Origin of the sequence: Bradyrhizobium commune, from assembly GCF_015624505.1 — a bacterium.
GTDB classification, from domain to species: domain Bacteria; phylum Pseudomonadota; class Alphaproteobacteria; order Rhizobiales; family Xanthobacteraceae; genus Bradyrhizobium; species Bradyrhizobium commune.
On record NZ_CP061379.1, the window covers coordinates 4,185,121 to 4,209,765 of the forward strand.

Sequence of the window (24,645 nt, forward strand, 5' to 3'; positions counted from 1 at the left end):
GGCCTTTAGCGCCGGCCGCCGCCCATCCCGCCTCCGGGACCACCAAAGCCGCCACCACCCATTCCACCGCCGGGGCCCATCGGCCCGCCGCCGGGCGTGCCAAATCCGCCGGGGCCTGACGGGCCACTCGGGCCCGGCGGCGCGGAGCCGGGATTTGCACCCGGGCCCGATCCCGGCGCAGGTGCGCCAGTCGGACCGGGCTGAGTGCCGCTCGGCGCGGGCGTGGTGCGGTTCGGATGCAGGATGGAGCCGCCGCCGGGCGACCGGTTGGGATTGCTGCCGCCGCCCGGCGCCTGCGATCCCGGCACCTGGCTGATGGCCTGCGCCGAATCGATCTGAAGGCCGCGCGAACGATCGAACATGCCATTGACCACCATGCGTGCTTCGCCCGCCGCCGGCCCGAATCGCGAGCTGTCATGAGCGATCAGTCCGGAACCGAGCTGAAGGCTCGAGCCCGCACGCTGCACATAGGCCTCGATCGAGAGCCGGCTGGCGCCGACGAGATCCGAGAAATCGTCGATGCGCGTGCGCGCGGCCTGCATCGCGCCCTGGCTTGCGCTGCCTTCGATCTGGACGCGCTGGCCCGCGAGCAAGGGATCCACGCCGTTCAATTTCAGCCCGCCGATATGCAGGCCGTTCGGCCCGCGCTCGACGAGACCCGTGACGCGTTCGGCGGCGTTCTGGCGTTGCTCGACCAGGCTTGCGACGATGACGCCATCGGTGCGGCGCAGGCCAAAGACCGCAACTTGCGTGCCCGCGCGCAGCTTGCTCTCCTTGCCGCTCGCAACGACCTTCTGGCCGAGCACCGTGAGCTCGTTGCCCTTCACCGATTCGATCGGCCCCGAGACCTCGCTCGCGATCGCGATGTTGCGGGTGACGAGCGTGCCGTCGGCCTGCCGCATCGCGACCACGCGCGCGAGCTGGCCGATGCGCAGGGCCTTGGGCGTTGCCGCCTCGCCGTCGATTCGGACCGGCACGTCGCTCGCATAGGTCACGCGCTCGCCGTTGACGTAGATGCTGCCGAACCGCTGGATCACGCCGACGATGCCGGTGCCGCCGATGCCGTGATCATCGCCGCGCGTGATCCCGGTGCCGCCGATGCCCTGGTCGGTGCCGCGCTTGACCTGCGCCCGCGCAATGGCGGTTCCGGCGAGCCAGAATCCAGTTAGCAGCAGACGGCGCGAGATCAGCGGCGGCCGGCTCATGCGGAACCGCCCTCTTTGCCGCCGTCCTTCCTGCCCTCCTTGGCTCCTTCCTTGCCGTCACCGTCCTCGTCGGCATCTTCGCTGTAGATGTAGATACCGAAATTCCAGCGGGCGTCTCCGCCCTTGTCCTTGGCGAGCGCGCGATTCGCCTCGCGGTTGGCGGTCTTGAGCGCGTCCATCGCGAGCTCGCGCGAGCGCGCCTCGAGGCGCTTGGCAAGCTTCGGCGAGATGTTGTTGTAATGCACCGCGCGTTCGAGGAAACGCGGTGCCGGCCCCGAGACATTCTCGGCGGCCGCGGCGATGTGGTCGTGCAGATTGCGGCCGAGATAGTGCCATTTGCTGTCGTCCGCACCGCTTGGAACGAAGGCCGCCTCCACCAGCTCGATTTCGTCGGCCGCGTTGATGGTGACGAGCTTGCGGTCGACCCATTCGTCGAGCACCGCGCGCGGGCGCACGTCCTTGGTCACAGAGGCGACGAGCTGCTCGAACGACGGCGCATCGCCCTCGGCGGTGCGCGGGAGCGCCAGCGGCTCGCCCTTCGAATCGGTGAATTCGGGTGCCGCGAGCCAGCGCGCGATCACGGCGCTCGTCAGCGAGACCGCCGCAGGCGCCTCGTGCACGGGCGCGCCGGCACCGCGCAGCCGCGCCACCTCCTTGCGATGGATGCCGGTGAGCAGGCTGACCCGGCTGTCGGTCTGCTCCTTGTCTTCGAGCGCGAAATCATGCTCGGCGACGTTGACGAAGAGCTCGCGGAGCAATTGCGCCAGCGCCGGGAACGTCATGCCGCTGCGGATGCACAGCCGGACCAACGGGCGCAGCAGCCGCGCCAGCGGCGCGTGCAGCTTTGCGGCGGCATTCGGCTCTGGCGCCGCCGCTTTGGGCCCGGACTTGGCATTCATGTCTGAATTGTAGCGATGCATCGCGTGGGACACAATCCCACTTTTTCCCATTTGGCGATTGACGTGGTAAATTTTCCCACATATACGGGACGGCACTGAGGGCGCGATTTGAAGGGACATTGACCATGGCCAACCGCTTGGCCCGCATCTCCAGTTCGCCGCGTGCGATGCCAATGCGCGACCGGAGCCGTCACGGCCTGGTCGAGCCGATGCTGCCGGCGCTCGTGCGCGGCGTGATCTTCATCTCGGTGCTGGCCGCGCCGTTCGTCGCCGCTCTTCTCGCAGGTTGATCGCCACCATGAATACTGCCAGCGATTCCCCGCGCCGCCCGTCGGTGCTGCACGTCTTCAAGATCTACTATCCCGACCTGTTCGGCGGCACGCTGACGGTGATCCGCAACATCTGCGCCAGTCTGAAAGAGAGCTTCGCATCTGCGGTGCTGGTCTGCTCGGACAAGGGCGAGAGCCGCGGGGCCGTTGACGAGGCCGAGGTCGAACGCGTCCGCTCGTTCGGCAATGTGCTGTCGCTGCCGGCCGCTCCCGCCTATCCCTTGCGGCTGTGGCAGAGGATCGCCGAGCACGACCTGATCGCGCTGCACGCGCCCTTCCCGCTCGCCGACCTCGTGTTCGCCCTCGGGTTCGGCCGCAAGCGGCCGCTGGTCGTGCACTGGCACGCCGATATCGTCACCCATGCCGGCCTGCGCTGGTTCATCCAACCGCTGATGCGGCGAACGCTGCGGCTTGCCAAAGCGATCATCGTCTCCGACGGCGTGCTCATCGAAGAGACGCCGCTGCTGCGGGAATTCGAAGAGAAATGCCACGTCGTGCCGTTCGGCATCGACACCACGGTTTACGACTGGCCGAAGATCGAGCCGCATCATGTCAACGATCGCGGCCGGCTCGTGCTCGCCTGCGGCCGGCTCGTGCCCTACAAAGGCTTCGACGTGCTGATCCGCGCCGCCGTCAACCGTGCGTTCGAGGTCTGGATCATCGGCGAAGGCGCCGAGCGGCCCCGGCTCGAGCAGCTGATCCGTGAGCTCGGCCTTGGCGACCGCGTCCGCCTGCTCGGCTCCGTCAACGATTGCGAGCGCATCAAGCTGATGTGTCTCGCCGACGTCTTCGTGATGCCGTCCGTTACCAACGCCGAGACGTTTGGCCTTGTTCAGCTCGAGGCCATGGCCGCCGGTCGCCCCGTCGTAAACACTGCGCTCGACACCGCAGTGCCGCGCGTCGCGCGTCATGGGATGGAAGCGATCACCGTGCCGCCGGGCGATGCCGAGAAGCTCGGCGAGGCCATCGAGACGTTGATCCGCGATCCCGAGCGCCGCCGCCGCATGGGGCTCTCGGCCCGGACCCGCGCCGTGACCCGCTATTCCGCCACGGCCTTCAGGGAGGGCATGGAGAGCATCTATCGCGCAGCCGTCGCCGCTCCTTCCGACCAGAGGGCCGTCGTCGGCGAGCCGCCGCAAGCGACCGGCTGGTTCGACAGCGTCCGGATCGCCGCCACGCTGGCGTGGTCGGACATGCGCCACCGCTATGTGCGCTCGCTGCTCGGTCCGTTCTGGATGTCGCTCCAGATGGCGATCGTGGTCGCCGTGCTCGGCTCGGTGATCGGCCAGTTGTCGAATGCCGACATGCTGGCGCGCCTGCCCATGCTCGCGCTGTCGATGACGGCCTGGACCTTCCTCAACAGCGTCGTGCTCGATGCCACAACCGCGCTCCAGAACTCCGCAAGCCTGATCCGCGATCGCGCGCTGCCGCCCGTGATCTTCCTCCTGCAATGCACGTTCCGCCAGGGATTGTTCGCGCTGCATAATGCCTGCGTGCCGCTGCTGCTCTGGCTCGTGCTCACGCCGCACGACCTCTCTGGCGCGCTTGCCGCCCTGCCCGGTCTGCTGCTGTTCGTGACCTGCACTTTCGCCCTCAGCCTCGTCCTCGGCGCGCTCGCGACGCGTTATCGCGACCTCAAGCCGATCATCGAATCGACGCTGATGCTCGCCTTCCTCGCCTCGCCCGTGATCTGGTCTGCCGAGATGATCAATCACCGCTCGACCGTGATGCGGCTCAATCCGCTGACCCATCTGTTCGCGGTGTGGCGCGAGCCGCTCGCTGGCGGCCATGTCGATACGACCAGCATCGTCTACGTCCTGGTGGCGCTGGCGCTCCTGATCGGCGCGAGCGTGCTGACGCTGGTCCATCTGCGCAAAGCGGCGTTCTGGATCTGACCAATGGCCTCGATCAGCCTGCGCAACGTCTGCCTCGACTATCCCCTCTATGGCGCCTACGACTTCTCACTGAAGCGGCGGCTGCTCGGCCATCTCATCCGCGAGCAGGGCGAGATGCGGATCATCCGCGCCGTCGATCATGTCACGATCGAGGCCGAGGCCGGTGCCCGCATTGGCCTCGCCGGCCCCAACGGCTCCGGCAAGTCGACCCTGCTGCGGCTGATTGCCGGGGTCTATCCGCCGAGCAGCGGCCGCGTCGCGATCAGGGGCAATGTCGTTCCCCTGCTCGGCCTGAACGCCGGGGTGAACCTCGACTTCATCGCCGAGGACAATATTGCGCTATTGCTGCGGATCGGCGGACGCAAGCCGACACAGGCCGTGATCGACGAGATCTGGGCCTTCACCGAGCTCGAGACGCGCATGCAGCGGCTGCCCTTGCGGATGTTCTCCTCTGGCATGCTGATGCGCGTGCTGTTCGCGACCGCCACCGCCTTTCCGGCCGACATCCTGCTGCTCGACGAATGGCTGAGCGTGGTCGACGAGCACTTCGCCGAGAAGGCCGAGCAGCGGCTGCAAAACCTGGTCTCGCAGGCCGCGATCGTGATCATCGCCTCGCACGACCAGCCGCTGCTCCGCCGCACCTGCACCAGCATCATCAATCTCGATCACGGCCGCATCGCCTCGACCGTCACGGTCGATCAGCCGTCGACACTCCCTTTCGAGCTCCGTGAGAAACGCGCATGAAACAGAACATTCTCGTCGTATCGGAGGCGCTGGGCGAGCCCAACCACAAGCGCGGCATCTTCCACTTCACGCGCGAATTGATGCGCTCGCTCGCGGCCGAAGGCCACGAGCTCACGCTGCTGGTCGAGACCTCGCGGCGCTATCGCAAGCTGCGCGGGCACGAACGGCGCACAAAGCTGTTCCCGACGGAGTCGCGAAACATCGAGCTGCTGGCGCTCTACCGCTTCCTCGACGAGATCAACATGAGCGAGCCGGTGACGCGCAACGGCCTGCGGCGCACGCTCGACTGGCTCCGCCACAAGGCCGCCATGTCGGTGTCGTGGGACTATATCGCCTGCTTCCTGCGCGCGATCCGCCTGCGCGGCCTGTCCGCGCGACTGATCGAGAACAGCACCGCGGCGCTGGAATACATTCCGCCGGATCTGCGCCACCTCAAGCTGTTTCGCGACTTCCAGCTCGAGCCGGGGTTCTACAGCTATCAGGATTCATCGGCCTTCTTCCTGCTGCCGCCGCCGCGGATCGACGCGCGCGATTATGACGTCATCGTCGTGGACACGCCGACGCGGGTCGCGGTCAAGCGCAGGCCGAACGCCAAGGTGATCTGCGTCGTGCACGATCTCTTGCCGCTCACCGACCTCAAGCTCAGCGACGTCGCCACGCGGCTGTTCCTGTCGCGGCTCCTGACCAGCCTGCGTCAGGCCGACGAGCTCGCCTTTGTTTCAAACTATAGCATGATGCGGTTCAGGGAACTGTTGCCGCAATTTGCGCACCTGCCGGCACGGGTCGTGTACCCCCGCGCCCGGTTCGACGCCCCGGATGTCCTGCACCTCCCAGCCCCGTCGGGGCGTCCGGGGCGGCCGAGCTTCGTGGTCATCGTGTCGAACGAGCCGCGCAAGAACGTCGCCGCCGTCATTCGCGCTTTTCGCAACGTCCCCCAGGCCGATCTCGTGGTGATCGGCTATGCCGGCAAAATCAGCCGGATGCGCAATCCGCCACCGAACGTCCGCTTTGTCGGTTATGTCGACGAGCACGAGAAGGCGGCGCTGATCGCGGACGCGCACGGCCTGATCATGCCGAGTTTCGCCGAGGGCTTTGGCATCCCGATCATCGAGGCGCTGGCGGCGAACACGCCGGTGCTTTGCTCGGATATCGCCGTGTTCCGCGAGGTCGCAGGCGAGCTCGCCGACTATTTCGATCCGTTCGCGATCGAGTCGATCGTGGCGTCCATCACCCGGGTGCTGGCGCGGCAGGAAGAGTGCCGCGGCAGGATCCGAGCGCGACGGCACGAGCTTGCCGAGCGGTTCGGCTACCAGACCCAGGCCCGCGACTTCCTCGGGCAGCATGTGCCAGCAGAATGCCTGGTCGCCGCGCAACAGGCATCATGACATGACCGCAGAGCCGGTCGCTTTGGCCGGTCCCACCGCTGCACAGGGCCGATGGGAGGCTTGGCGGAGTTCGGCCGCGCTGTTCCGGACCGCCGACGTGCTCGCCGCATTGATCGCGGCGTCGCTGCCCTGGTCGACCACGGCGCCGTCGATCTTCGTGGGGTTCTGGCTGCTCGCGGTGACGCCGACCATCGACTGGCGCGACTATGCGCGTCGCATTGCCGAGCCTGCGCTCGCCCTGCCCTTTGCCTTCCTGTTGCTCGCGCTCCTGGGCATGCTGTGGTCGGACGGCGCGTGGACGGACCGGCTGCATGCCATCAAGCCCGGCGCCAAGCTCGTGCTGATTCCCCCGCTGCTCTATCATTTCAGCCGTTCCGAGCGCGGCTTCCAGGTGTGCCTTGCCTTCCTCGCCTCCTGTGCGCTGCTCGCGGTGTACTCCTGGATCGTGCTGCTCGACCCTGACTGGAAGCTGACGGCGACCGCATCGGCCGGCGTTCCCGTCAAGAACTACATCGACCAGAGCCAGGAATTCACGCTGTGCGCCCTCGCGTTGGCGCTCCCGGCACTCTCCTTCTGGCGCGGCCGAAGCGTGATTGCGACGACCGCCTGCGTGGCGCTGATCCTGCTGTTCGTGACAAACATGGTGTTCGTCGCCTCAGCCCGCACTGCGCTGCTCTGCATCGCGGTGCTGCTAGGGCTGTTCGCCTGGCGGCACCTGAGCCGTCGCGCGGCCCTGCTGCTGCTGGCGGGCGCCATTGCCGCCAGCGCGTTGGCGTGGGCGACATCGCCCTATTTGCGCCAACGCATCACCGACGTCGCCGTCGAATACCAGCACGGTCGTGAGGACATCAGCCGCGCCTCGGCAGCCCAGCGCCTGACCTATTGGCGCAAGGCGCTGCACGCCTTTGCCGAGGCGCCGCTGGTCGGCCACGGCACCGGCTCGATCAAGCGCCAGTTCGAGCGTGCGGCGACCAACGAGAGCGGCCTCGATGCGGAGATCGTCGCCAATCCGCACAACCAGACCCTCCACGCCGCCGTCCAGTGGGGCCTGCTCGGCGTCGTCCTGCTCTACGCGATGTGGATCGCCCATCTCCGCTTGTTCACCGGCGACGGCCTTGCTGCATGGATCGGCCTCGTCGTCGTCGCGCAGAACATCGCGAGCTCGCTCCTGAACTCGCACCTGATTGATTTCCACGAAGGCTGGATCTATGTGCTGGGCGTCGGCGTTGCCGGCGGCATGGTCATGAAGGCGAAGGCCGGCCGCCTACGCTGTCTACTGGCTCCGCTCGTGGCCGACTTCGCCGGTGATGACGTCGCCGAACAGCTCCCAGGCCTGCCCGTTGAAGCGCATCAGCTGCATCTGCTCGATCGGAAAATAATCGTCCGGTGAGGTATTGACCATGATGCCGGGCAACATCAGCTCGGTGTGGAAATTCTTCAGGTTCGCCGCCTGCTTCATGACGTTGTCGCGGGTGAGATTGTCGCCGCACTGCTTCAACACCTGCACCATCGCCTCAGCCTGCACATAGCCGTAGACGTTATTGGAATTGGTCTTGTCGCCATCAGGATAATATTTGTCCATGAATTCGCGCCATTTGATCACCGCCGGGTCCTTGTCCCAGGTCGGATCGGTCGGGTCCTTCAGATAGATGGTCGAAATGATGTCTTTCGAATACTCGAGCCCGGCGGGCTTCAGCACTGAGGCGACCGAGGTCGCGGTGTTGGCTAAAAAGAACTTCGGCTTCCAGCCGAGCTCGCCGACCTTGCGGATTGCCTGCGCCGAACCTTTCGGCGCCGCCCAAGAGAAGAAGATGTCGGCGCCGGAGTCATGCAGCGCGACGATCTGCGAGTCGATCGAGGGATCGCTGACCTCATAGGATTTGTCGGCGATGATCATGTTGACCTTGTCGCCCAGCCCGTCCTTCAAACCCTTGAACTGGTCCTTGCCGGCATCGTCGTTCTGCCAGAACACCGCGATCTTGCCGTTCGGGAAATTGTCGCGGATGTATTTTGCGTAGATCCGCCCCTCGCTCTGGTAGTTCGGCTGGAAGCCCATGGTCCACGGAAAGTTCTTGGGGTCGCCGAATTTTGTGCCACCGGAAGCGACGAACAGCTGCGGCACCTTCTTGGCGTTCATGTATTTCATGATCGCGGAATTCGAGGGCGTGCCGAGCGCCTGGAAGATCAACAGCACCTCGTCGCTTTCGACCAGCTTGCGCGCCTGCTCGATCGCCTTTGGCGGCGAATAGGCGTCGTCATAGCTGATGAAATTGATCTTGCGCCCGTTGATGCCGCCCTGATCGTTGATCATCCGGAAGAAGGCGACCTCGGTCTTGCCGATCACACCATAGGACGACGCCGGCCCGCTATAGGGCATGATGTTGCCGATCTTGATTTCAGTGTCGCTGGCGCCGGGATCGTATTTTTTCTGCGCCAGGGTCGGCGTCGTGGCCAGCACGCCGGCAGCAAGCATGGCGAGGGCAGCAAGGTTGTTGCGACGACCCGGCATTGGTCTCTCCCCTATATAGTCTTGTTTTGAGAAGAGTGTCGCAAGCAGGCCCGCTGCTGGCAAGCGGCAGGATTTTCCGCAGCACGAAACGCAGGACAGGAACCTATGCGGTGCGCCGCAGCAACAAACTCAGCACGCGACCGTCAATGACGAGCAGCGCGCTGCCGATCACCAGCGCGCCCGCGATCTCGCGCCGAGATATCGCCTCACCAAGCACCAGCCACCCCAGAAGAATCGCGGTGACAGGAATGAGCAACGTCACAAGCATGACGTTGGTCGCGCCGGAGCGCCGCACGATCTGGAAAAAGACGATATAGGCCAGCGCCGTCGAGAGCGCGGCGAGACCGATCACGGCAAGCCAGGTTGCCATCCCCGGCATCGGCAGAGTCCAAGGCTGTTCCATGACGCCCGCGACGATCGCCATCATCAGTGTGGACGCCATGAGCTGGAACGTCGCTGTCCCGAGCGGCGGCGAATCTTTCAGCAGCCGCCGCGCCGCCAGCGCCGCAAGGCCGTAGCTGAAGGCGCCAGCCAGGCAGAGCAGAATGCCGACACCCTGCCCCGTCCGCGACTCCACGCCCCATCCCTTCAGGATGATCACGCCGGCGAGCCCCAGCGCCACGCCGGCCACGCGCCGCACCTGCAACCTCTCCTCGCCGGCCGCCGCCATCACGAGCACGGTAAACAGTGGCGTGGTGGCGTTCAGGATGGAAGCCAGGCCACTCGGAATGAAGGTCTGGCCGATCACAATCAGCGAGAACGGAATGACGTTGTTGAGCAGCCCGATTGCGAAGAATTTTTTCCAGCCCGCGACGTCCGTCGGGAAAGGAATTTTCTGAGCACGGAGGAGCGGCAGAAGAATAGCAGCGCCTAGGCCAACGCGAAGCAGCACCAACGTCAACGGAGGCAATTCCCGCAGCGCCGCCCCGTTGAAGAAGAACGAGCCGCCCCAGAGGACCGAGAGCACGGCAAGCAGCGACCAGTCGCGTGCGTCGATCCGGCTATCGTTCGGAGACATGGTCTCTCACACATCGGCGGTGGGACCTGCCGCGTAGTACGGCTCGCCCAGGATTGCCACCCGATTTCCGACAAGAAGTGCGCGCATCAAGATCTCTCGCGCTTCCGCGCATCCCCGGTAATGTCGGCAACGACGGCGCCGATTACCAGAGCCCCGCCAATGAGCGCATGAACCGCCGGCACTTCGCGGAAAGCCACCCAGATCCAAAATGCCATCAACGGCGTTTCCAGCGTCGCGATCAGGGAGGCCTGCCCCGAGGGCAGCAGGCGCGAGCCGAGCATGTAGAAGGTCAGGCCGAGCGCGACCTGGAGGCAGCCGAACATTGCGAGGATCGCGAGATTGTGGCCGCCGACATGGGTGATGTCATGAGCTAGCGGCAGGCTGACGAGGCTGCCGATGAAATTCGAGAGCGCAGCCGCAGCCACCATCGAGGTCTCGCGATGGCGCCGCACCACGACCGTCATCGCCGAGATCGCGAGCACCATCAGGCAGCTCAGGGCCACGCCGCCGATATCGGCACCGGCTCGGATGCCACCGACGGTGACGACCATGCCGGCAAACGCGACGAGGCTTGCGATCAGCGTGCGCCATCTCACGGCTTCGCCGAGCCAGAGCCACGCCAGCGCCGCCGCGACGAACGGTTGCGTCGCGATCAGCACGGCGACGTTCATCACCTTGGTCATCTGAAGCGCGGGGATGAACGACACCATGCCGAGCGTGGACAACGAGGCGACGAGCAAGCCGCCGCGCCCCGGCGCCACCAATTGCCGCAGCGCGCCGCGCCCTTCCATCAGGACAAGAAATACGGTGATCAGGCCGCCGCCGAACAGGCCGCGCCAAAACAGGATGGTCCAGGGATCGAACGGCAACAGCCGCGTGAAGAACGGCGCCGTGCTCCAGGCAGTCGCAGCTGCGATAATGAGGGCTATGCCGAGACCGCGTTCCGAACGAGGCTGCCCCATGTGATCTTGCCCGGCTTAAGATGGCTTCTTCGGCTGCGAGACCAGTTCAATCATCTTGCCTTCGTCGTCATCAGGCATCGCGGCCTTCGCCTGCGCGTAGGCCTCGACTGCAGCGCGCGAAACCAGCGGCTTGTTGGCCAGCAGGCTCTCGGCGAGCTTCACCGCGTAGGCGGCATCCTTGTGCCGCAGCGCTGCCGTGAAGGTCGCGCCGCTGAAGTCGCGAGCGACCATGCGCTTCGAATGACGCTGCACCTGCGGGCTGGCGGCGACGCCGGCCTGGATCGAATCCAGCACCAGCTTCATGTCGAGCCCGGCCTGCTCCGCGATCGCAAGGCCCTCGGCCAGGCCGGCTATCTGGATTGCGCCCATCAGGTTGTTGATCAGCTTGTAGACCGTGCCGGAGCCGACCGCGCCGAAATGGCGGATCGTCGAGCCGATCGGCGTGAGATAAGGCCGCGCGCGCTCGAGATCGGCCGCGTCGGCGCCGACGAGCAAGGTCAGCTTTCCGGCCGCAGCCGCATCGGGCAATCCCGTCACGGGGCAATCGATGTAGATGAGTCCGCGTGCTTTGAGCTCGCGGCCCATCTCGCGCGCATGATCATAGGAGACGGTGGAGCACTCGATCGCGATCGTGCCGGCCTTCGCCGTCTTGGCCGCGCCCTTCGGCCCGAGCCAGACCGCGCGCGAGGCTTCGTCATCGGCCACCATGGTCACCACGGCGTCCGCGTCGATCCCGGCATCCTCCGGCGAAGTCGCCCACAACGCGCCGCGCGCGATCAGGTCTTCAGCCTTGGCCTTGCTGCGATTCCACAGCGTCACCGTAAAACCGGCATCGAGATAGCGGCCGGCCATACCGTGACCCATTCGCCCCAATCCGATGAAGGCGACGCGGGTCATGATCAGTCCACGTCCTCGATGTCAGCGCCGGTGGTGCCGAAGGCGCGCTGCGCCAGCGTTGCCGCCATGAAGTCGTCGAGCTCGCCGTTGAGCACGCCCGACGTATCGGAGGTCTGCACGCCCGTGCGCAGATCCTTCACCATCTGGTAGGGCTGGAGCACGTAGGAGCGGATCTGGTGGCCCCAGCCGATATCGGTCTTGGCGGCCTGGTCGGCAGCAGCCTTCTCCTCGCGCTTCTTCAGCTCGATCTCGTAAAGACGCGCGCGCAGCATGTCCCAGGCCTGCGCCCGGTTCTTGTGCTGGGAGCGACCGGCCTGGCAGACCACCGCGACCCCGGTCGGAATGTGCGTCAGGCGCACCGCGGATTCGGTCTTGTTGACGTGCTGACCACCGGCGCCACCCGACCGCATGGTGTCGGTGCGGACGTCGGATTCCTTGATGTCGATCTTGATGCTGTCGTCGATGACCGGAAACACCTGCACGCTCGAGAACGACGTATGCCGCCGCGCGTTGGAATCGAACGGCGAGATACGCACTAGCCGGTGCACGCCGGCTTCCGTCTTCAGCCAGCCATAGGCGTTGTGACCGGAGACCTGGATGGTCGCGGACTTGATGCCGGCCTCTTCGCCCTCGGACTCTTCGAGGAACTCGACCTTGAAGCCGTGCGTTTCGGCCCAGCGCGTATACATGCGCAAGAGCATCTGCGCCCAGTCCTGGCTCTCGGTGCCACCGGCGCCGGCATGAACTTCGAGATAGGAATCGAAGCGGTCGGCCTCGCCCGAGAGCAGCGCCTCGAGCTCGCGCCGCGCCACTTCCTTCTTGAGGTTCTTGAGCGCAGTTTCGGCCTCAGCCACGACACCCGCATCGCCCTCGGCCTCGCCGAGCTCGATCATGCCGATGTCGTCCTCGAGCTCCTGCTCGACCTTGCCGATGCCAGACAGCGAGTCCTCAAGCGAGGTTCGCTCCTGCATCAGCTTCTGGGCTTTCTGGGGATCGTTCCAGAGATTGGGATCTTCTGCGAGCTTGTTCAGCTCAGCGAGGCGCGCCGTCGATTTCTCGACGTCAAAGATGCCTCCTCAGCAGCCCGACTGACTGCTTGATCTCTTCTACCAACCGTTCGATTTCGGCGCGCATGTCGTTCTCTGGTCAGGCGCATGATCCGGGAAAGTGTGCAGCGGTTTCCCGAAAAGATCATGCGCAAAACAAATTCTACAACGCGATGACTCATCATCGCGCTGTGGGGATGTAGCGGCGGCGGCTGCAAAGCGCAACCGCCAGCCCCCTCAATCGTCGACGTTATCCGCTAGTACAGCCCGCCGGTGCCTGGCCGCATGAAGAAGCCGGAATCCGGCTGCTGCTGTTGCGACGCCGGCACGCCGCCGCGGCCGTCAGCATCAGCAACGCCGATAACCGAATAATTGTCCGGCGGTGCGGTGCCCGGCTTGAAGGCTTCTAAAATGGTTCCACCGGTCTCGCCGGGGCCGGCACGCATGCCGGTTTTGGCGACGACGCGGATCAGCTTGATGCCGGCCGGCACCTTGAAGGGAACCGCGGGCTTGTCGGCGAGCGCGAGCTTGAGGAAATCGCGCGCGATGGGGGCAGCCAGATGGCCACCGGTCGCGGCGTTGCCTTTACCGAGCGGACGCGGCTTGTCGTAGCCCATGTAGATCGCCACCGCGACATCAGGCGAGAAGCCGACGAACCAGGCGTCCTTGGCTTCGTTGGTCGTACCGGTCTTGCCGGCGATCGGCTTGCCGACTTCCCTGACGACGGTTGCAGTGCCAGCCTGGACCACGCCTTCCAGCAGCTCGGTGATCTGATAGGCGGTCATGGAGTCCAGCACCTGCTCGCGGCGGTCGATCAGCTGCGGCTCGTTCTGGTTCTTCCAGCCGCCCGGCGCGTCGCAGCCGCGGCATTCGCGCTGGTCGTGCTTGAAGATGGTGTGGCCGTAGCGATCCTGGATACGGTCGATCAAGGTCGGCTTCACCCGGCGGCCGCCGTTGGCGAGCATCGAATAGGCCGTGACCATGCGCATCGCCGTGGTCTCGCCGGCACCGAGCGCATAGGACAGGTAGTTCGGCAGCTCGTCATAGACACCGAAGCGGCGCGCATATTCGCCGATCAAGGGCATGCCGATGTCCTGTGCGAGACGCACCGTCACGGTGTTGAGCGATTGCCGCAGCGCGTTCCGCAGCGTCACCGGCCCCTGATATTTGTTCGCCGAGAAGTTTTCAGGCCGCCAGACGCCGGCGCCCTGGCCCTGGTCGATTTCGATCGGCGCATCGAGCACGACCGTCGAGGGCGTATAGCCGTTGTCGAGTGCGGCCGAATAGACGATCGGCTTGAACGACGAGCCGGGCTGGCGATAGGCCTGCGTGGCGCGGTTGAACTGGCTCTGGTCGAACGAGAAGCCGCCGACCATCGCGAGCACGCGGCCGGTCCAGGGATCCATCACCACCATCGCGCCCGACACTTCGGGGATCTGGCGCAGCCTGTACTGGCCCTCGACGGGCTGCCCGTCCTTGTAGAGCGGATCGGCATAGATCACGTCGCCGGGCTGGAGCACCTGCGACACACCCGTGGCAGCCCTGCCCTTCGCGGCTCCCGAAGCCGCCTTCGCCCATTTGACGCCATCGATCGTGATGAGCCCGGTCTCGCGCTGCTTGCTGACGGCGCCACCGAGCTCGCGGTTCGGCTGGAAGCCAATGCGCGCCGACTGATCGCTGGTTTCGAGCACCACCGCCATGCGCCACGGCGAAATGTCGGAGAGCGACTTGATCTCGGCGAGCTTCACGCCCCAGTCACCCGAAATATCGAGCTTGCTCATCGCACCGCGATAGCCCTGCTGCTCGTCATAGTTCACGAGGCCGGCGACCATGGTCTTGCGCGCCATGACCTGGATCTTCGGATCGAGCGTGGTGCGGACCGAGAGACCGCCCTCATACAGCTTCTTCTCGCCATAACGCTCGAAGATGTCGCGGCGGACTTCCTCGGCGAAATATTCGCCGGCAAACGTGTGGGCACCGTTGGAACGGTTGGTGACGGCCAAGGGCTCCTTGCGCGCCTTGTCGGCGTCGGCCTGCTTGATCCAGCCGTTCTCCTGGAGGCGGTCGATCACGTAGTTGCGGCGCTCGATGGCGCGATCGCGGTTACGCACCGGGTGCAGCGTCGCCGGCATCTTCGGCAGCGCCGCGAGATAGGCCGCTTCCGCCACGGTGAGCTCGTTCACCGACTTGTCGAAATAGACCAGCGAGGCGGCCGCGATGCCGTAGGCGCCGAGGCCGAGATAGATTTCGTTGAGATAGAGCTCGAGGATCTTGTCCTTCGAATAGGTCTTCTCGATCCGCATCGCCAGCAAGGCTTCCTTGATCTTGCGGGCGAACGAGACCTCGTTGGTCAGCAGGAAGTTCTTGGCGACCTGCTGGGTGATCGTGGAGGCACCCTGCGGACGGCGGTTGGAGCCGTAGTTCTGAAGATAAAGCAGGCCCGCGCGCGCCATGCCGGTGTAGTCGATGCCGCCATGCTCGTAGAAATTCTTGTCTTCGGCGGCGAGGAACGCGTTGATCACGAGCTTCGGCACCGCCTGGATCGGCAGGTACAGCCGCCGCTCCTTGGCGTATTCGCCCAGCAGTGAGCCGTCGACCGCGTGCACGCGGGTCATTACCGGCGGCTCGTAATCCTGAAGCTGAGAGTAATCGGGCAAGTCCTTGGAGAAATGCCAGATCAGGCCTGCCACGGCGCCGACACCGACAAGGAACATCACCGTTCCCGCAGCGAACAGGAAGCCCATGAACCGCACAAGCAAGCGCATTATGTGTTTATCCGTTCAAACCTTGGACCAGCCCTAGGCGCCAATAATGGGCGCCATCCTCACGTCGCGAATTCACCGGCCTAACCCAATTACATCAATGCCGGCTCGAAAGACGCTTGCCGAACGGGATTCTCTCCGATTCCGGAACCCGCTGCACCGTTTTTATAAAGGGTCCGCTGTGGCCAAACTAGGGCTTAACAGCGGAACCGGTATTCCCTCATCAATTACTCGATCCGGCTGTCGCCAACCGCTTGGCCAGGAAGGCGTCGATTGCCTGGGCCATTGAGCCGACGGCGCGCGACCGCCAGCCCTCGGATACGAGGTGTCCGAGGTCGTCCTTGTTGGAGACATAGCCGATCTCGACCAGCACCGAGGGCACGTCGGGCGCCTTCAGCACGCGGAACCCGGCCGACTTCAGGGGATGCTTGTGCATCCGCACTGTCGATTTCATCTCACCCATCAATACATGCGCAAAACGATTTGAAAATGTGCGGGTTTCCCGCTGCGTGAGGTCGATCAGGATGTCGGCGACGTCGGTCGGCTCCTCGGCGAGATTGAAGCCCGCGATCGCGTCCGCCCGGTTTTCGGCGTCGGCCAGCCGCTGGGCCTCGGCGTCGGAGGCCTTGTCGGACAGCGTGTAGATGGTGGCGCCTTGCGCATCCCCCTCCGCGCGCGGCAGCGCGTCGGCATGGATCGAGACGAACAGCGCTGCCTTGAGGTTCCGGGCGATTTTGGTGCGGTCATTGAGCGGAATGAAGGTATCGTCGTCCCGCGTCATCACCACACGGTATTTGCCGGCCTTTTCCAGCCGGTCGCGCAGCGCGAGCCCGAAGGCGAGCACGAGGTTCTTCTCGCTCTCGCCGCTCGACTGCGTGCCATTGTCGATGCCGCCATGGCCGGGGTCGATCACGACGATCGGTCGCCCGTCCGCGGGCGCCCCCGGCTTTTGTTGCGCGGGCTCGGGCGACGCTGAGGGAACAGCGGCCGGCGGCGCAGCGGCAATCGTCGGCCGCAACTCGGGCCGGCTCTCCGGGGCCGGCGATTGCACGTAAGCTGTGCGATCAACCTCCTCCAGCTCAAGCACGAGCCGGGCCGGCTGACCATTGGCCGCCTCCAGCACATAGGAATTGGCGATCTTGGCGGGTCCGGTCAGGTCGAACACGATTCGGGAGCCGCCGGGCATCACGAGCCCGTAGCGGAAGGCCTTGACCAGCCCCCGCCCCGCAGTCCCGGTGCCCGGAGCCAGCTGAAAATTGACCTGGGGAACGTCGACCACCACCCGATAGGGATCGGGAAGCGTGGTGGCGCGAAAGCTGATGGTCTGATCGAGGTCTAGAATGAAGCGGGTCTGCTTACCGTCACCGGCCAGCCGGGCAGCCGAGGCGATTGGAAAATTCGCTACTGCAACAGAGGGTTGCGGCTGACTCTCCGCCGCGCTCAGACGCGAGGAATCGGCACATGGCAATGCTGCGGCGCAAAGCAGCGCAAGGCCCAGCAAAACCCGTTGATTTGTGCGGCTCGCCACCGATTCCGTGCCTCCGAGCAGCCCTTTTAACGCAATAGAACCACAGGGTTAATCAGTCCTTAATGACAGGGGAGCGAAACTCGGTGACTGTGACCGTCGTGCGACGCTCCCTTGCACCGATGGCCCATTCCTCGTATGTACGAGGGGCTGAAGGCCAATAATTTCCGGTTGTGTCGCATTCAGCCTCCCGGTGCAGCGCCGGAACTCTCAAGATTTGGGAATTCCTGCGTTTTCCGTTCCCCTCTAAGACCAGCGCGGTGCGCGGCAGCGAGGTGGAGCGGGGCAAGCCCCGGCGGCAGACGGTCCCCGGTTACCTCTCGGGACAGTTTGACAGCGACGTAGCCCGTTACCCGGTCCCTTAATCCTAGGGGAGCGGTTCGCGATCCCAGGGCGAGCGCGCTCGCGCCATGCCTGGCCAGCAGCAACTGATTAAGGGGCGGCCCCGCCGCCCAATGTTTCATACGGGCCGACGCTTGATGCGCCAGACTGTGCCGACGAATTCTGAAGGACCATTCGCGACGCTGCGGAATGACATTCCCGCGCGCCGTCTTGGTCCTGAAGCTTCCGGTTCGGCATGGCGCGAGAGACGGCGTTTCGGCCTTTCCCTCACCCCCGAATCAGGTGGACCGTCGCGTCACCCGGCAGCGCACATCGCGCCCACGGTGAGTCGCGCCCGCCGCCGCCAAGAGTTAAGACATGCCCAACAAGATGTTGATCGATGCCACCCACCCGGAAGAGACCCGGGTTGTCGTGGTCCGCGGCAATCGCGTCGAAGAGTTTGATTTCGAGACCGCGCAACGCAAGCAACTGCGCGGGAATATCTACCTCGCCAAGGTCACAAGGGTCGAACCCTCGCTCCAGGCCGCCTTCGTCGAATATGGCGGTAACCGCCACGGCTTCCTCGCCTTCAGCGAAATCCATCCCGACTACTATCAGATACCGGTCGCCGACCGGCAGGCGCTGATCGAGGCCGAGGAGCAGGCGCATCGCGAAGCCGAGGAAGAGAGCGAGAACCGCTCTCACGGCCGCCGCCGCTCGCGCCACCGCAACGCCCGCCGCCGCGGTCATGGCGAACGCGTCCGCAGCGACATCGTCGAGAGCCTCGACGCCGGTGCCGATCCCGCCACCCAGCCGGTCGAAGGCCAGGCTCTGCCCGAGCACGCCGAGGGCGCTCTGCATGAGGGCGAGCACTTGCAAGCCGACGCGGACCATCACGGCGAGCACGACGGCCACGATCATCACGACCACGATCATCATGACCATGATCATGACGAACATGGCCATGACGATCATCATCACGCCCATGATGACGAGCATGCTCACGATCATGACGACCATGGTCATGACGGCGAGCACGACCATTACGACCATGATCATGCCGACGCGACACCCGCGCCTGTGGCGGCCTTTGGTGCCGAACCCGCAGTCGCAAGCGAGGTTGTTGCCGAGCCTCACGAAGTCTCCGCGACGGAAGCCCATGCCGAGGCTCTCGCCGAAGCCGTGACGTCCGTTACCGAACCGGCCGATGCCGTCTACGCCGCTGGCGAGACCGCCGAGGCGCCGCATCAGGAGGCCGAAGCGGCGACTGACGAGGACGACGACGAGGAGGACGAAGACGGCGAGGAAGCCGAAGAAGAACACGTCGAATCCGTCGGCGGTGACGACGTGCTCGAGGAAGTGCCGGAGCGCACCTTCCGTCCGCGCCGCCAGTACAAGATCCAGGAAGTCATCAAGCGCCGCCAGGTCATGCTGGTGCAGGTGGTCAAGGAAGAGCGCGGCAACAAGGGCGCGGCGCTGACGACCTATCTGTCGCTTGCCGGCCGCTATGCCGTGTTGATGCCGAACACCGCCCGCGGCGGCGGCATCAGCCGCAAGATCACCTCGGCCCAGGACCGTTCGCGCCTGAAGGAAGTGGTGCAGGATCTCGACGTGCCCGAGGGCATGGGCATCATCCTGCGCACCGCAGGCGCGGCCCGCACCAAGCCCGAAATCAAACGCGATTTCGAATACCTGATCCGGATGTGGGAGACGGTGCGCGATCTGACGCTGAAGTCGCAGGCCCCGACGCTGGTCTATGAGGAAGGCTCGCTGATCAAGCGCTCGCTGCGCGACCTCTACAACAAGGAGATCGACGAGATTCAGGTGGCCGGTGAAGCCGGCTACCGCGAAGCGCGCGACTTCATGAAGATGCTGATGCCCGCCAATGTCAGCGCGGTGAAGCAGTATCGCGACGGCCAGCCGCTGTTCTCGCGGATGGGTGTCGAAAGCCAGTTGGACGCGATGTTCTCGCCGACCGTGCAACTGCGTTCCGGCGGCTATGTCGTGATCAACCAGACCGAAGCGCTGGTCTCGATCGACGTCAACTCCGGCCGTTCGACGCGCGAGCACCATATCGAGGACACCGCGCTCAAGACCAATCTGGAAGCGGCCGAAGAGGTCGCCCGCCAGCTTCGCCTGCGCGACCTCGCCGGCCTGATCGTCATCGACTTCATCGACATGGACGAGAAGCGCAACAACCGCGCGGTCGAGCGCAAGCTGTCCGATTGCCTCAGGCAGGATCGCGCGCGCATCCAGGTCGGCCGCATCTCGCATTTCGGCCTCTTGGAGATGTCGCGCCAGCGCATCCGCGCCAGCGTGCTCGAGAGCTCCACCGATCCCTGCCCGCATTGCGGCGGCACCGGCCACGTCCGTTCGGTTTCCTCGGTCGCGCTCCAGCTCTTGCGCGGGCTCGAAGAGATCCTGATGAAGGGCGCGACCCACAATCTCGTGGTCCGCACCCGCACCGACGTTGCGCTCTATGTGCTGAACCACAAGCGCGGCCATCTGCGCGATCTCGAAAACGGCTTCAAGGTCACGCTGTCGGTCATCGCCGACCCCAGCGTCAGCGGACCGCAGGCTTATCTGATCGACCGCGGCGAGCAGGTGCATACGCTCGAGGCCGCCAAGGCGCTGCTTGCAGCGCAGGCCGCTACAACCCCACCGCCCATGGCCGAAGAGACCTATGACGACGAGGAGTTCGATCCGGAACTGGAATCCGAGATCGAGACCGAAGAGACCGAAGGTCTTGCCGAGGAGCAGGCCGCAGGCGATGCCGCGCCCGAAGGGGATGGCCAGCGCCGCAGGCGCCGTCGCCGCCGCCGCGGCCGGGGTGGTCAGCGCGATGGCGAGCTTCGCGAGGATAGCGCGCCCACACTTCCCGAGGCGGCGGCCGTGCCTGCTGGTGAAGGTGACGAGGATGCCGACACCGAGCAGGATGGCGAGGAAGCCGAGGAACAGGCCGCCCGCGGCGAGCAGCAGGGCGGCAGCGAACGTCGTCGCCGGCGCGGTCGTCGCGGTGGACGTCGTCGGCGCGGTGGCGGCGAGGACGGTCTCGCCGGATCGATCGGCGACGAGCTCGGCGGCAATCAGCCGTCGGAAGCAACCGATGCTGTCGCCGATTTCGACAGCTCCGGAGGCGAGACTGCGCCCTCGATTGCGCAGTCCGAACACATCGCCCCGGTCGAACCACAAGTCTCCGAGCCGGAGCCCCGCGCCGAGGTCCAGGCTGAAGCGCCAGCCCGGCCCGCACCGGTCTCCGCTGTCGCCGAGGAAGAGCCCGCGGTCGACGAAAAGGCTGCCCGCCGCCGCTCGACCGTTCGCGAGAAGGTGAGCTTCCTGTCGAGCTCGCCGAGCGAGCCCGCAGCGCCAATTGCTTCTGCGCCCGAACCCGTTGCTGCGCCGGCGACGGCGCCAGAGGCGGCACCGGAAGCGGCAACCGAAACGCCGGCCGCTCCGCGTCGCGCCGGCTGGTGGTCACGCCGCTTCGGCGGTGGCGAATAGAACGAACACAAAAACGCCCGGCCTGGCCGGGCGTTTTTCGTTTCAGGACTCGCCAAAAACGCTACGGCGGCAGCTCGTCATCACCGAGTGGCGCCACGTCGCGCGATGCGATCTGGCGAAGCTGGTCGTAGAGATCGGGCGCCTCGCTGGTGCAGAGACAAACGCCTGTTGCGGACGGTGCTTGGCCGGCGTTGAGGTAGGCATGGCCCATGGTGCTGTCGAGATAGATGCCGTCGCCCTCGCCGAGGATCTCCGGCGCGTAGAACTCGGTGTGAACGGCGACGCGTCCGCTCGTCACCACAAAATACTCTTCGCCGGCGTGGCGCAGCAGCGGGCCGAACTCGTCCAGCGAGCGCGCGCGCACCTCGGCCACGATCGGCACCATGCGTTTGCCGATCAGGTCGGTGCATTGATAGGTGTAGGTGTAGAATTTCGTGGTGATCAGCTGACCCTGCCCGGCCCGGCTGATGCTCCGACGTGCCGTGACCGGCCGGCCCTGCGCAGGCGCTGCGATCGCCGGATTGAACAGCTCCGCAATCTCCATTTTCAGGCCTGAGGTGAGCTGGAGCAGCTTGTCGTAGGTGAGCGACATCAGCCCGTTCTCGACCTTGGACAGCGTCGACAGCGCCATGCCGGTCCGCTCCGCCACCTGCTTGAGCGTCAGGCCGCGTACCTGGCGGGCGGCCTTGAGGCATTGGCCGAGCTGGGAATTGGCACCTTCGGGCGTCGTGATCTCGCTCATGCAGCAATCCTACCACGCCGTCTGAAAAATTGTTGGTCGATCCGACTAATCTTTTCGACGCATTCCGTCTCATAATACCTTCTATGGTGGCTTCTGAGCACCGGATCCAGGATTTGCGCACGAAATGGCTGGTTTTGATGAATATTGATGCATGGAACACACTTTCCGATATGCTAAATCGTTTTCACAATCTGAAAGGCATCGGCATTGTCAGAACCGTGCGACACGAGCGCTGTTGAGCTGCGCCGCCTGCTGGCGGCGCGGGAGATCTCGCCGGTCGAGCTGCTCGACTCCTGCCTGTCGCGCATTGCCAGCACCAATGCGGCCGTCAACGCCGTCGTCACGCTCGACGAGCCGCGCGCACGCATCGCCGCCAAGAACGCCGAGGCCGCGATCCTGCGCGGCGAGGATGGTGGTGCGCTGCACGGGCTCCCGGTCCTGATCAAGGATACGCAGGACACCGCCGGGATGCGCTCCACCTATGGCAGCCCGCTATTGCGCGACAATGTGCCGGTCGCCGACCAAGGCTCGGTTGCGCGTCTGCGCGCGGCCGGGGCCATCATCTTCGGCAAGACCAACACGCCGGAATGGGCGGCGGGCGGCAACACCCGCAATCCCGTGTTCGGCGCGACCGGCAATCCCTTCGATCCCATGCGCTCGGCGGCCGGCTCCTCCGGCGGCTCTGCGGTTGCGCTCGCCTGCGGCATGGCGCCGCTCGCCTCGGGCTCCGACACCGGCGGATCCCTGCGCAATCCGGCAGGTTTCTCCGGCATCGTCGGCATGCGTCCCTCCTATGGCCTCGTGGCGAGCGAAAAGCGCGCCTTCGGCTGGTCCAATCTGTCGACCGACGGATCGATGGCGCGCGACGTCGCCGACACCGCGCTGATGCTGTCGGTGATGGCAAGCGATGATGCGCGCGATCCGCTCGCCTATACGCTGCCCGGCGAGCCCTTGCGCGGACGCGCCGACCGAGCAGGCCATCCGCCGCGTATTCCGCGATCGCGTGAAGAAACTCGCGCCGCTGTTCGCCGAATGCCGCGAGGCCACGCCCGACTGCACCGGCGCCGACGAGGCCTTTGCCGTGCTGCGCGCCGGCCTGTTCCTGGCGATGCACGGCAAGAACTACAAAGAGCGCCCCGAGATGCTCGGCCCCAATGTCCGCGCCAATGTCAGGGAAGGCCTGAGCTACACACTCGAAGACCACGGGCGCGCCGCCACGACGCAGACGCGGATCTATCGCGCCTACCAGACCTTCTTTGCAAGCTGCGACGTGCTGATCAGCCCGACTATCACGCTCAGTCCGCGGCCGTGGTCGGAGCTCTATCCCGCCGAGATCGACGGCGTGCCGACGAAATCCTATTTCCACTGGCTCGCGCTCGCCTATGCCGTGACGCTTCCCGGTCACCCCGCAATCAGCATTCCCCTCGGCCTCGACGAAGCCGGTCTGCCCTTCGGCCTCCAGATCGTCGGCCCGCGTGGCGGCGACGCCATTGTGCTCGCGGTCGCAGCAGCCATCGAGGCGGCGTTCGCGGGCGATCCGCAATTGTGCCGGCCGGTCCCCGACCTGGCGCGACTTGCGGCTGCGCCGCCGTTGTCGTCCGCGCCGGGCTTCCTCACCTGGGAATAGGCCAAGCCGGCAGGACCGCCGGGTTGCCGGCAAATCGGAGATCAGCGTGACCGAATTGTCGACCCGCAAGACCAGCATTGTCGCCTTCGTCCTGCTCTATGTCGCCTACTGCATCTCCTACGTCGACCGCGCGGCGATTTCGCTCGCGCTGGCGCAGATCGGCAAGGACTTCAATCTCCAGGCCTCCGATCTCGGCATCGTCATCAGCGCGTTCTTCCTTGGTTATGCCGCGATGCAGGTGCCGGGCGGATGGCTCTCGGACCGCTTCGGCTCGAAATATGTGGTGATCGTCACCATCGTGATGTGGTCGCTGTTCACGGCGTTCACGAGTGTCGCCTGGTCACTGACCTCGCTGATCGCGATCCGCTTCATCTTCGGCATCGCCGAGGGCGGCTTTCCGCCGGCGAGCATCCGCGCCATCGCCGAAGTGTTCAAGAAGGACAGCCGGCCGAAGATGTCGGCGCTGCTGTTGTCGTCGAACTATGCCGGCAGCATGATGGCGCCGCTGATCATGGCGCCGCTGATCGTCTGGCTCGGCTGGCGCCACGCCTTCAACACGATCGGCATCGCCGGCATCGTGTTTGCGGTGATCTATTTCGTCTTCGTCCCGTATCTCGGACGCACCGACGCAGCCGCGACGGCGGCGAAGGCGGAAAGCCGCACGCCGATGCGCGAGCTCATGAGAAATCCGCTGCTGTGGCAGCTGATGCTGGTGTGGTTCGGCCTCAGCTGCGTCAACAAGGGCCTGGATTCCTGGATGCCTCTCTATCTGCTCCAGCAGCGCGGGCTCGACCTCAAGACCGTCGGCGTCGTGGCGCCGATCCCGTTCGTGATGGCGACATTCGCGACCGCGATCGGCGGTTGGGTCATGACGACATACTTTGCCGAGCGCGAAAAATATCTACTGATCGGCAGCTCTGCGTTGACCGGCATCTTCCTCTACGCCATGTACAAGGCGGAGACGATCCCGGTTCTGATCGTCTACCAGTCGCTGGTCTACTTCTTCAAATCCTTCGTGCTGGCCTCGGTGATTGCGCTTCCGACCAAACTGCTCCGCGACGACCAGATCGGGTCGGGTGTCGGCATGGTCAATCTCGGTGGTCAGAGCGCGGGCTTCGTCGCACCGGCCATCATGGGCTTCATCGTGACCGGAACCGGATCGTTCGACACAGCCTTCGGCTTCCTGGTGGCCATGACCGCGCTGTCCGTCGTCGTCGCCGCGACCATCAACACGGCGCAGCCAAGGCTCGCGCCGAAGCCGGCCTGACAGGAGAGTTC

18 protein-coding genes and 1 pseudogene are annotated in these 24,645 nt (G+C 65.2%); 8 read left to right on the forward strand and 11 right to left on the reverse strand.

Annotated features, from left to right (window positions below; all coding sequences use genetic code 11):
• Positions 1-5: 5 nt before the first annotated feature.
• The gene (locus IC761_RS19710) at positions 6-1,205 is read right to left on the reverse strand and encodes a DUF5666 domain-containing protein (RefSeq protein WP_195798311.1); all 1,200 of its coding nucleotides are present in this window, start codon (positions 1,203-1,205) and stop codon (positions 6-8) included.
• On the reverse strand, positions 1,202-2,104 hold the full coding sequence (locus tag IC761_RS19715) for a DUF6502 family protein (protein WP_195798312.1): 903 nt from the start codon (positions 2,102-2,104) through the stop codon (positions 1,202-1,204). The genes IC761_RS19710 and IC761_RS19715 overlap by 4 nt, the downstream gene beginning before the upstream one ends.
• Before the next feature lie 125 nt (positions 2,105-2,229).
• Here IC761_RS19715 and IC761_RS19720 point away from each other — a divergent pair, with 125 nt between their 5' ends.
• From IC761_RS19720 to IC761_RS19740, 5 genes are read left to right on the forward strand one after another with little or no spacing between them, the layout of a single operon-like run.
• A complete protein-coding gene (locus IC761_RS19720) occupies positions 2,230-2,394 on the forward strand; it encodes a hypothetical protein (RefSeq protein ID WP_195798313.1) in 165 nt (54 codons plus the stop codon).
• Between the two features lie 8 nt (positions 2,395-2,402).
• Positions 2,403-4,328 (forward strand): glycosyltransferase, encoded by a 1,926-nt coding sequence (locus IC761_RS19725; protein ID WP_195798314.1) that lies wholly within the window; start codon positions 2,403-2,405, stop codon positions 4,326-4,328.
• Positions 4,329-4,331: 3 nt separating this feature from the next.
• Positions 4,332-5,072 (forward strand): ABC transporter ATP-binding protein, encoded by a 741-nt coding sequence (locus IC761_RS19730; protein ID WP_195798315.1) that lies wholly within the window; start codon positions 4,332-4,334, stop codon positions 5,070-5,072.
• Positions 5,069-6,457 (forward strand): glycosyltransferase family 4 protein, encoded by a 1,389-nt coding sequence (locus IC761_RS19735; RefSeq protein ID WP_195798316.1) that lies wholly within the window; start codon positions 5,069-5,071, stop codon positions 6,455-6,457. The genes IC761_RS19730 and IC761_RS19735 overlap by 4 nt, the downstream gene beginning before the upstream one ends.
• A 1-nt stretch (position 6,458) precedes the next feature.
• Positions 6,459-7,847: an O-antigen ligase family protein gene (locus IC761_RS19740; protein WP_195798317.1), complete on the forward strand. Its 1,389-nt coding sequence runs from the start codon at positions 6,459-6,461 to the stop codon at positions 7,845-7,847.
• Here the strand turns inward: IC761_RS19740 and IC761_RS19745 are convergent.
• The 8 genes from IC761_RS19745 to IC761_RS36090 form a co-directional block, all read right to left on the reverse strand.
• Positions 7,731-8,966 carry an ABC transporter substrate-binding protein gene (locus tag IC761_RS19745; RefSeq protein WP_195798318.1) on the reverse strand — a complete coding sequence of 412 codons (1,236 nt, stop codon included), beginning with the start codon at positions 8,964-8,966 and terminating at the stop codon, positions 7,731-7,733. The two genes, IC761_RS19740 and IC761_RS19745, sit on opposite strands and share 117 nt — an antisense overlap.
• A 103-nt stretch (positions 8,967-9,069) precedes the next feature.
• A complete protein-coding gene (locus tag IC761_RS19750; protein WP_195798319.1) occupies positions 9,070-9,984 on the reverse strand; it encodes a DMT family transporter in 915 nt (304 codons plus the stop codon).
• Positions 9,985-10,070: 86 nt separating this feature from the next.
• Positions 10,071-10,946: a DMT family transporter gene (locus IC761_RS19755; protein ID WP_195798320.1), complete on the reverse strand. Its 876-nt coding sequence runs from the start codon at positions 10,944-10,946 to the stop codon at positions 10,071-10,073.
• Positions 10,947-10,961: 15 nt separating this feature from the next.
• Complete coding sequence (locus IC761_RS19760) at positions 10,962-11,843, reverse strand: NAD(P)-dependent oxidoreductase (protein ID WP_195798321.1); 882 nt, start codon at positions 11,841-11,843, stop codon at positions 10,962-10,964.
• Positions 11,844-11,845: 2 nt separating this feature from the next.
• Positions 11,846-12,977, reverse strand: a protein-coding gene (prfB, locus tag IC761_RS19765) for a peptide chain release factor 2 (protein WP_195798322.1) whose coding sequence is annotated in 2 segments (ribosomal slippage) — positions 11,846-12,907 and positions 12,909-12,977 — 1,131 coding nt in all. Because the reading frame shifts where the segments join, the coding sequence is not laid out codon by codon here.
• A gap of 169 nt (positions 12,978-13,146) precedes the next feature.
• Complete coding sequence (locus IC761_RS19770; RefSeq protein WP_195798323.1) at positions 13,147-15,654, reverse strand: penicillin-binding protein 1A; 2,508 nt, start codon at positions 15,652-15,654, stop codon at positions 13,147-13,149.
• Between the two features lie 220 nt (positions 15,655-15,874).
• Complete coding sequence (locus IC761_RS19775; RefSeq protein WP_195798324.1) at positions 15,875-17,179, reverse strand: N-acetylmuramoyl-L-alanine amidase; 1,305 nt, start codon at positions 17,177-17,179, stop codon at positions 15,875-15,877.
• A 606-nt stretch (positions 17,180-17,785) separates the two neighbouring features.
• Positions 17,786-18,556 (reverse strand): hypothetical protein, encoded by a 771-nt coding sequence (locus IC761_RS36090; protein WP_283814442.1) that lies wholly within the window; start codon positions 18,554-18,556, stop codon positions 17,786-17,788.
• Between the two features lie 21 nt (positions 18,557-18,577).
• Between IC761_RS36090 and IC761_RS19780 the strand changes: the two genes are divergently transcribed.
• Entirely contained in the window at positions 18,578-20,998 is a 2,421-nt protein-coding gene (locus IC761_RS19780) for a ribonuclease E/G (protein ID WP_283814443.1), read from the forward strand.
• Positions 20,999-21,059: 61 nt separating this feature from the next.
• On the opposite strand, the gene IC761_RS19785 is transcribed toward IC761_RS19780, so the two are convergent.
• A complete protein-coding gene (locus IC761_RS19785; RefSeq protein WP_195798326.1) occupies positions 21,060-21,740 on the reverse strand; it encodes a helix-turn-helix domain-containing protein in 681 nt (226 codons plus the stop codon).
• Between the two features lie 207 nt (positions 21,741-21,947).
• On the opposite strand from IC761_RS19785, the pseudogene IC761_RS19790 reads away from it, so the two are divergent.
• Positions 21,948-23,367 (forward strand): annotated as a pseudogene (locus tag IC761_RS19790) (amidase).
• Between the two features lie 46 nt (positions 23,368-23,413).
• Positions 23,414-24,634, forward strand: a complete 1,221-nt coding sequence (locus IC761_RS19795; protein ID WP_195798327.1) for an MFS transporter — start codon at positions 23,414-23,416, stop codon at positions 24,632-24,634.
• The last annotated feature ends 11 nt before the right edge of the window (positions 24,635-24,645 follow it).

Bases quoted from the DNA above. Each gene is read 5' to 3' on its own strand.
- IC761_RS19755 (WP_195798320.1), bottom strand. From the start codon at position 10,946: ATGGGGCAGCCTCGTTCGGAACGCGGTCTCGGCATAGCCCTCATTATC.
- IC761_RS19730 (WP_195798315.1), top strand. From the start codon at position 4,332: ATGGCCTCGATCAGCCTGCGCAACGTCTGCCTCGACTATCCCCTCTAT.
- IC761_RS19710 (WP_195798311.1), bottom strand. From the start codon at position 1,205: ATGAGCCGGCCGCCGCTGATCTCGCGCCGTCTGCTGCTAACTGGATTC.
- IC761_RS19740 (WP_195798317.1), top strand. From the start codon at position 6,459: ATGACCGCAGAGCCGGTCGCTTTGGCCGGTCCCACCGCTGCACAGGGC.
- IC761_RS19750 (WP_195798319.1), bottom strand. From the start codon at position 9,984: ATGTCTCCGAACGATAGCCGGATCGACGCACGCGACTGGTCGCTGCTT.
- IC761_RS19725 (WP_195798314.1), top strand. From the start codon at position 2,403: ATGAATACTGCCAGCGATTCCCCGCGCCGCCCGTCGGTGCTGCACGTC.
- IC761_RS19720 (WP_195798313.1), top strand. From the start codon at position 2,230: ATGGCCAACCGCTTGGCCCGCATCTCCAGTTCGCCGCGTGCGATGCCA.
- IC761_RS19770 (WP_195798323.1), bottom strand. From the start codon at position 15,654: ATGCGCTTGCTTGTGCGGTTCATGGGCTTCCTGTTCGCTGCGGGAACG.
- IC761_RS19785 (WP_195798326.1), bottom strand. From the start codon at position 21,740: ATGAGCGAGATCACGACGCCCGAAGGTGCCAATTCCCAGCTCGGCCAA.
- IC761_RS19715 (WP_195798312.1), bottom strand. From the start codon at position 2,104: ATGAATGCCAAGTCCGGGCCCAAAGCGGCGGCGCCAGAGCCGAATGCC.
- IC761_RS36090 (WP_283814442.1), bottom strand. From the start codon at position 18,556: ATGATCATGGTCGTAATGGTCGTGCTCGCCGTCATGACCATGGTCGTC.
- IC761_RS19760 (WP_195798321.1), bottom strand. From the start codon at position 11,843: ATGACCCGCGTCGCCTTCATCGGATTGGGGCGAATGGGTCACGGTATG.
- IC761_RS19745 (WP_195798318.1), bottom strand. From the start codon at position 8,966: ATGCCGGGTCGTCGCAACAACCTTGCTGCCCTCGCCATGCTTGCTGCC.
- IC761_RS19735 (WP_195798316.1), top strand. From the start codon at position 5,069: ATGAAACAGAACATTCTCGTCGTATCGGAGGCGCTGGGCGAGCCCAAC.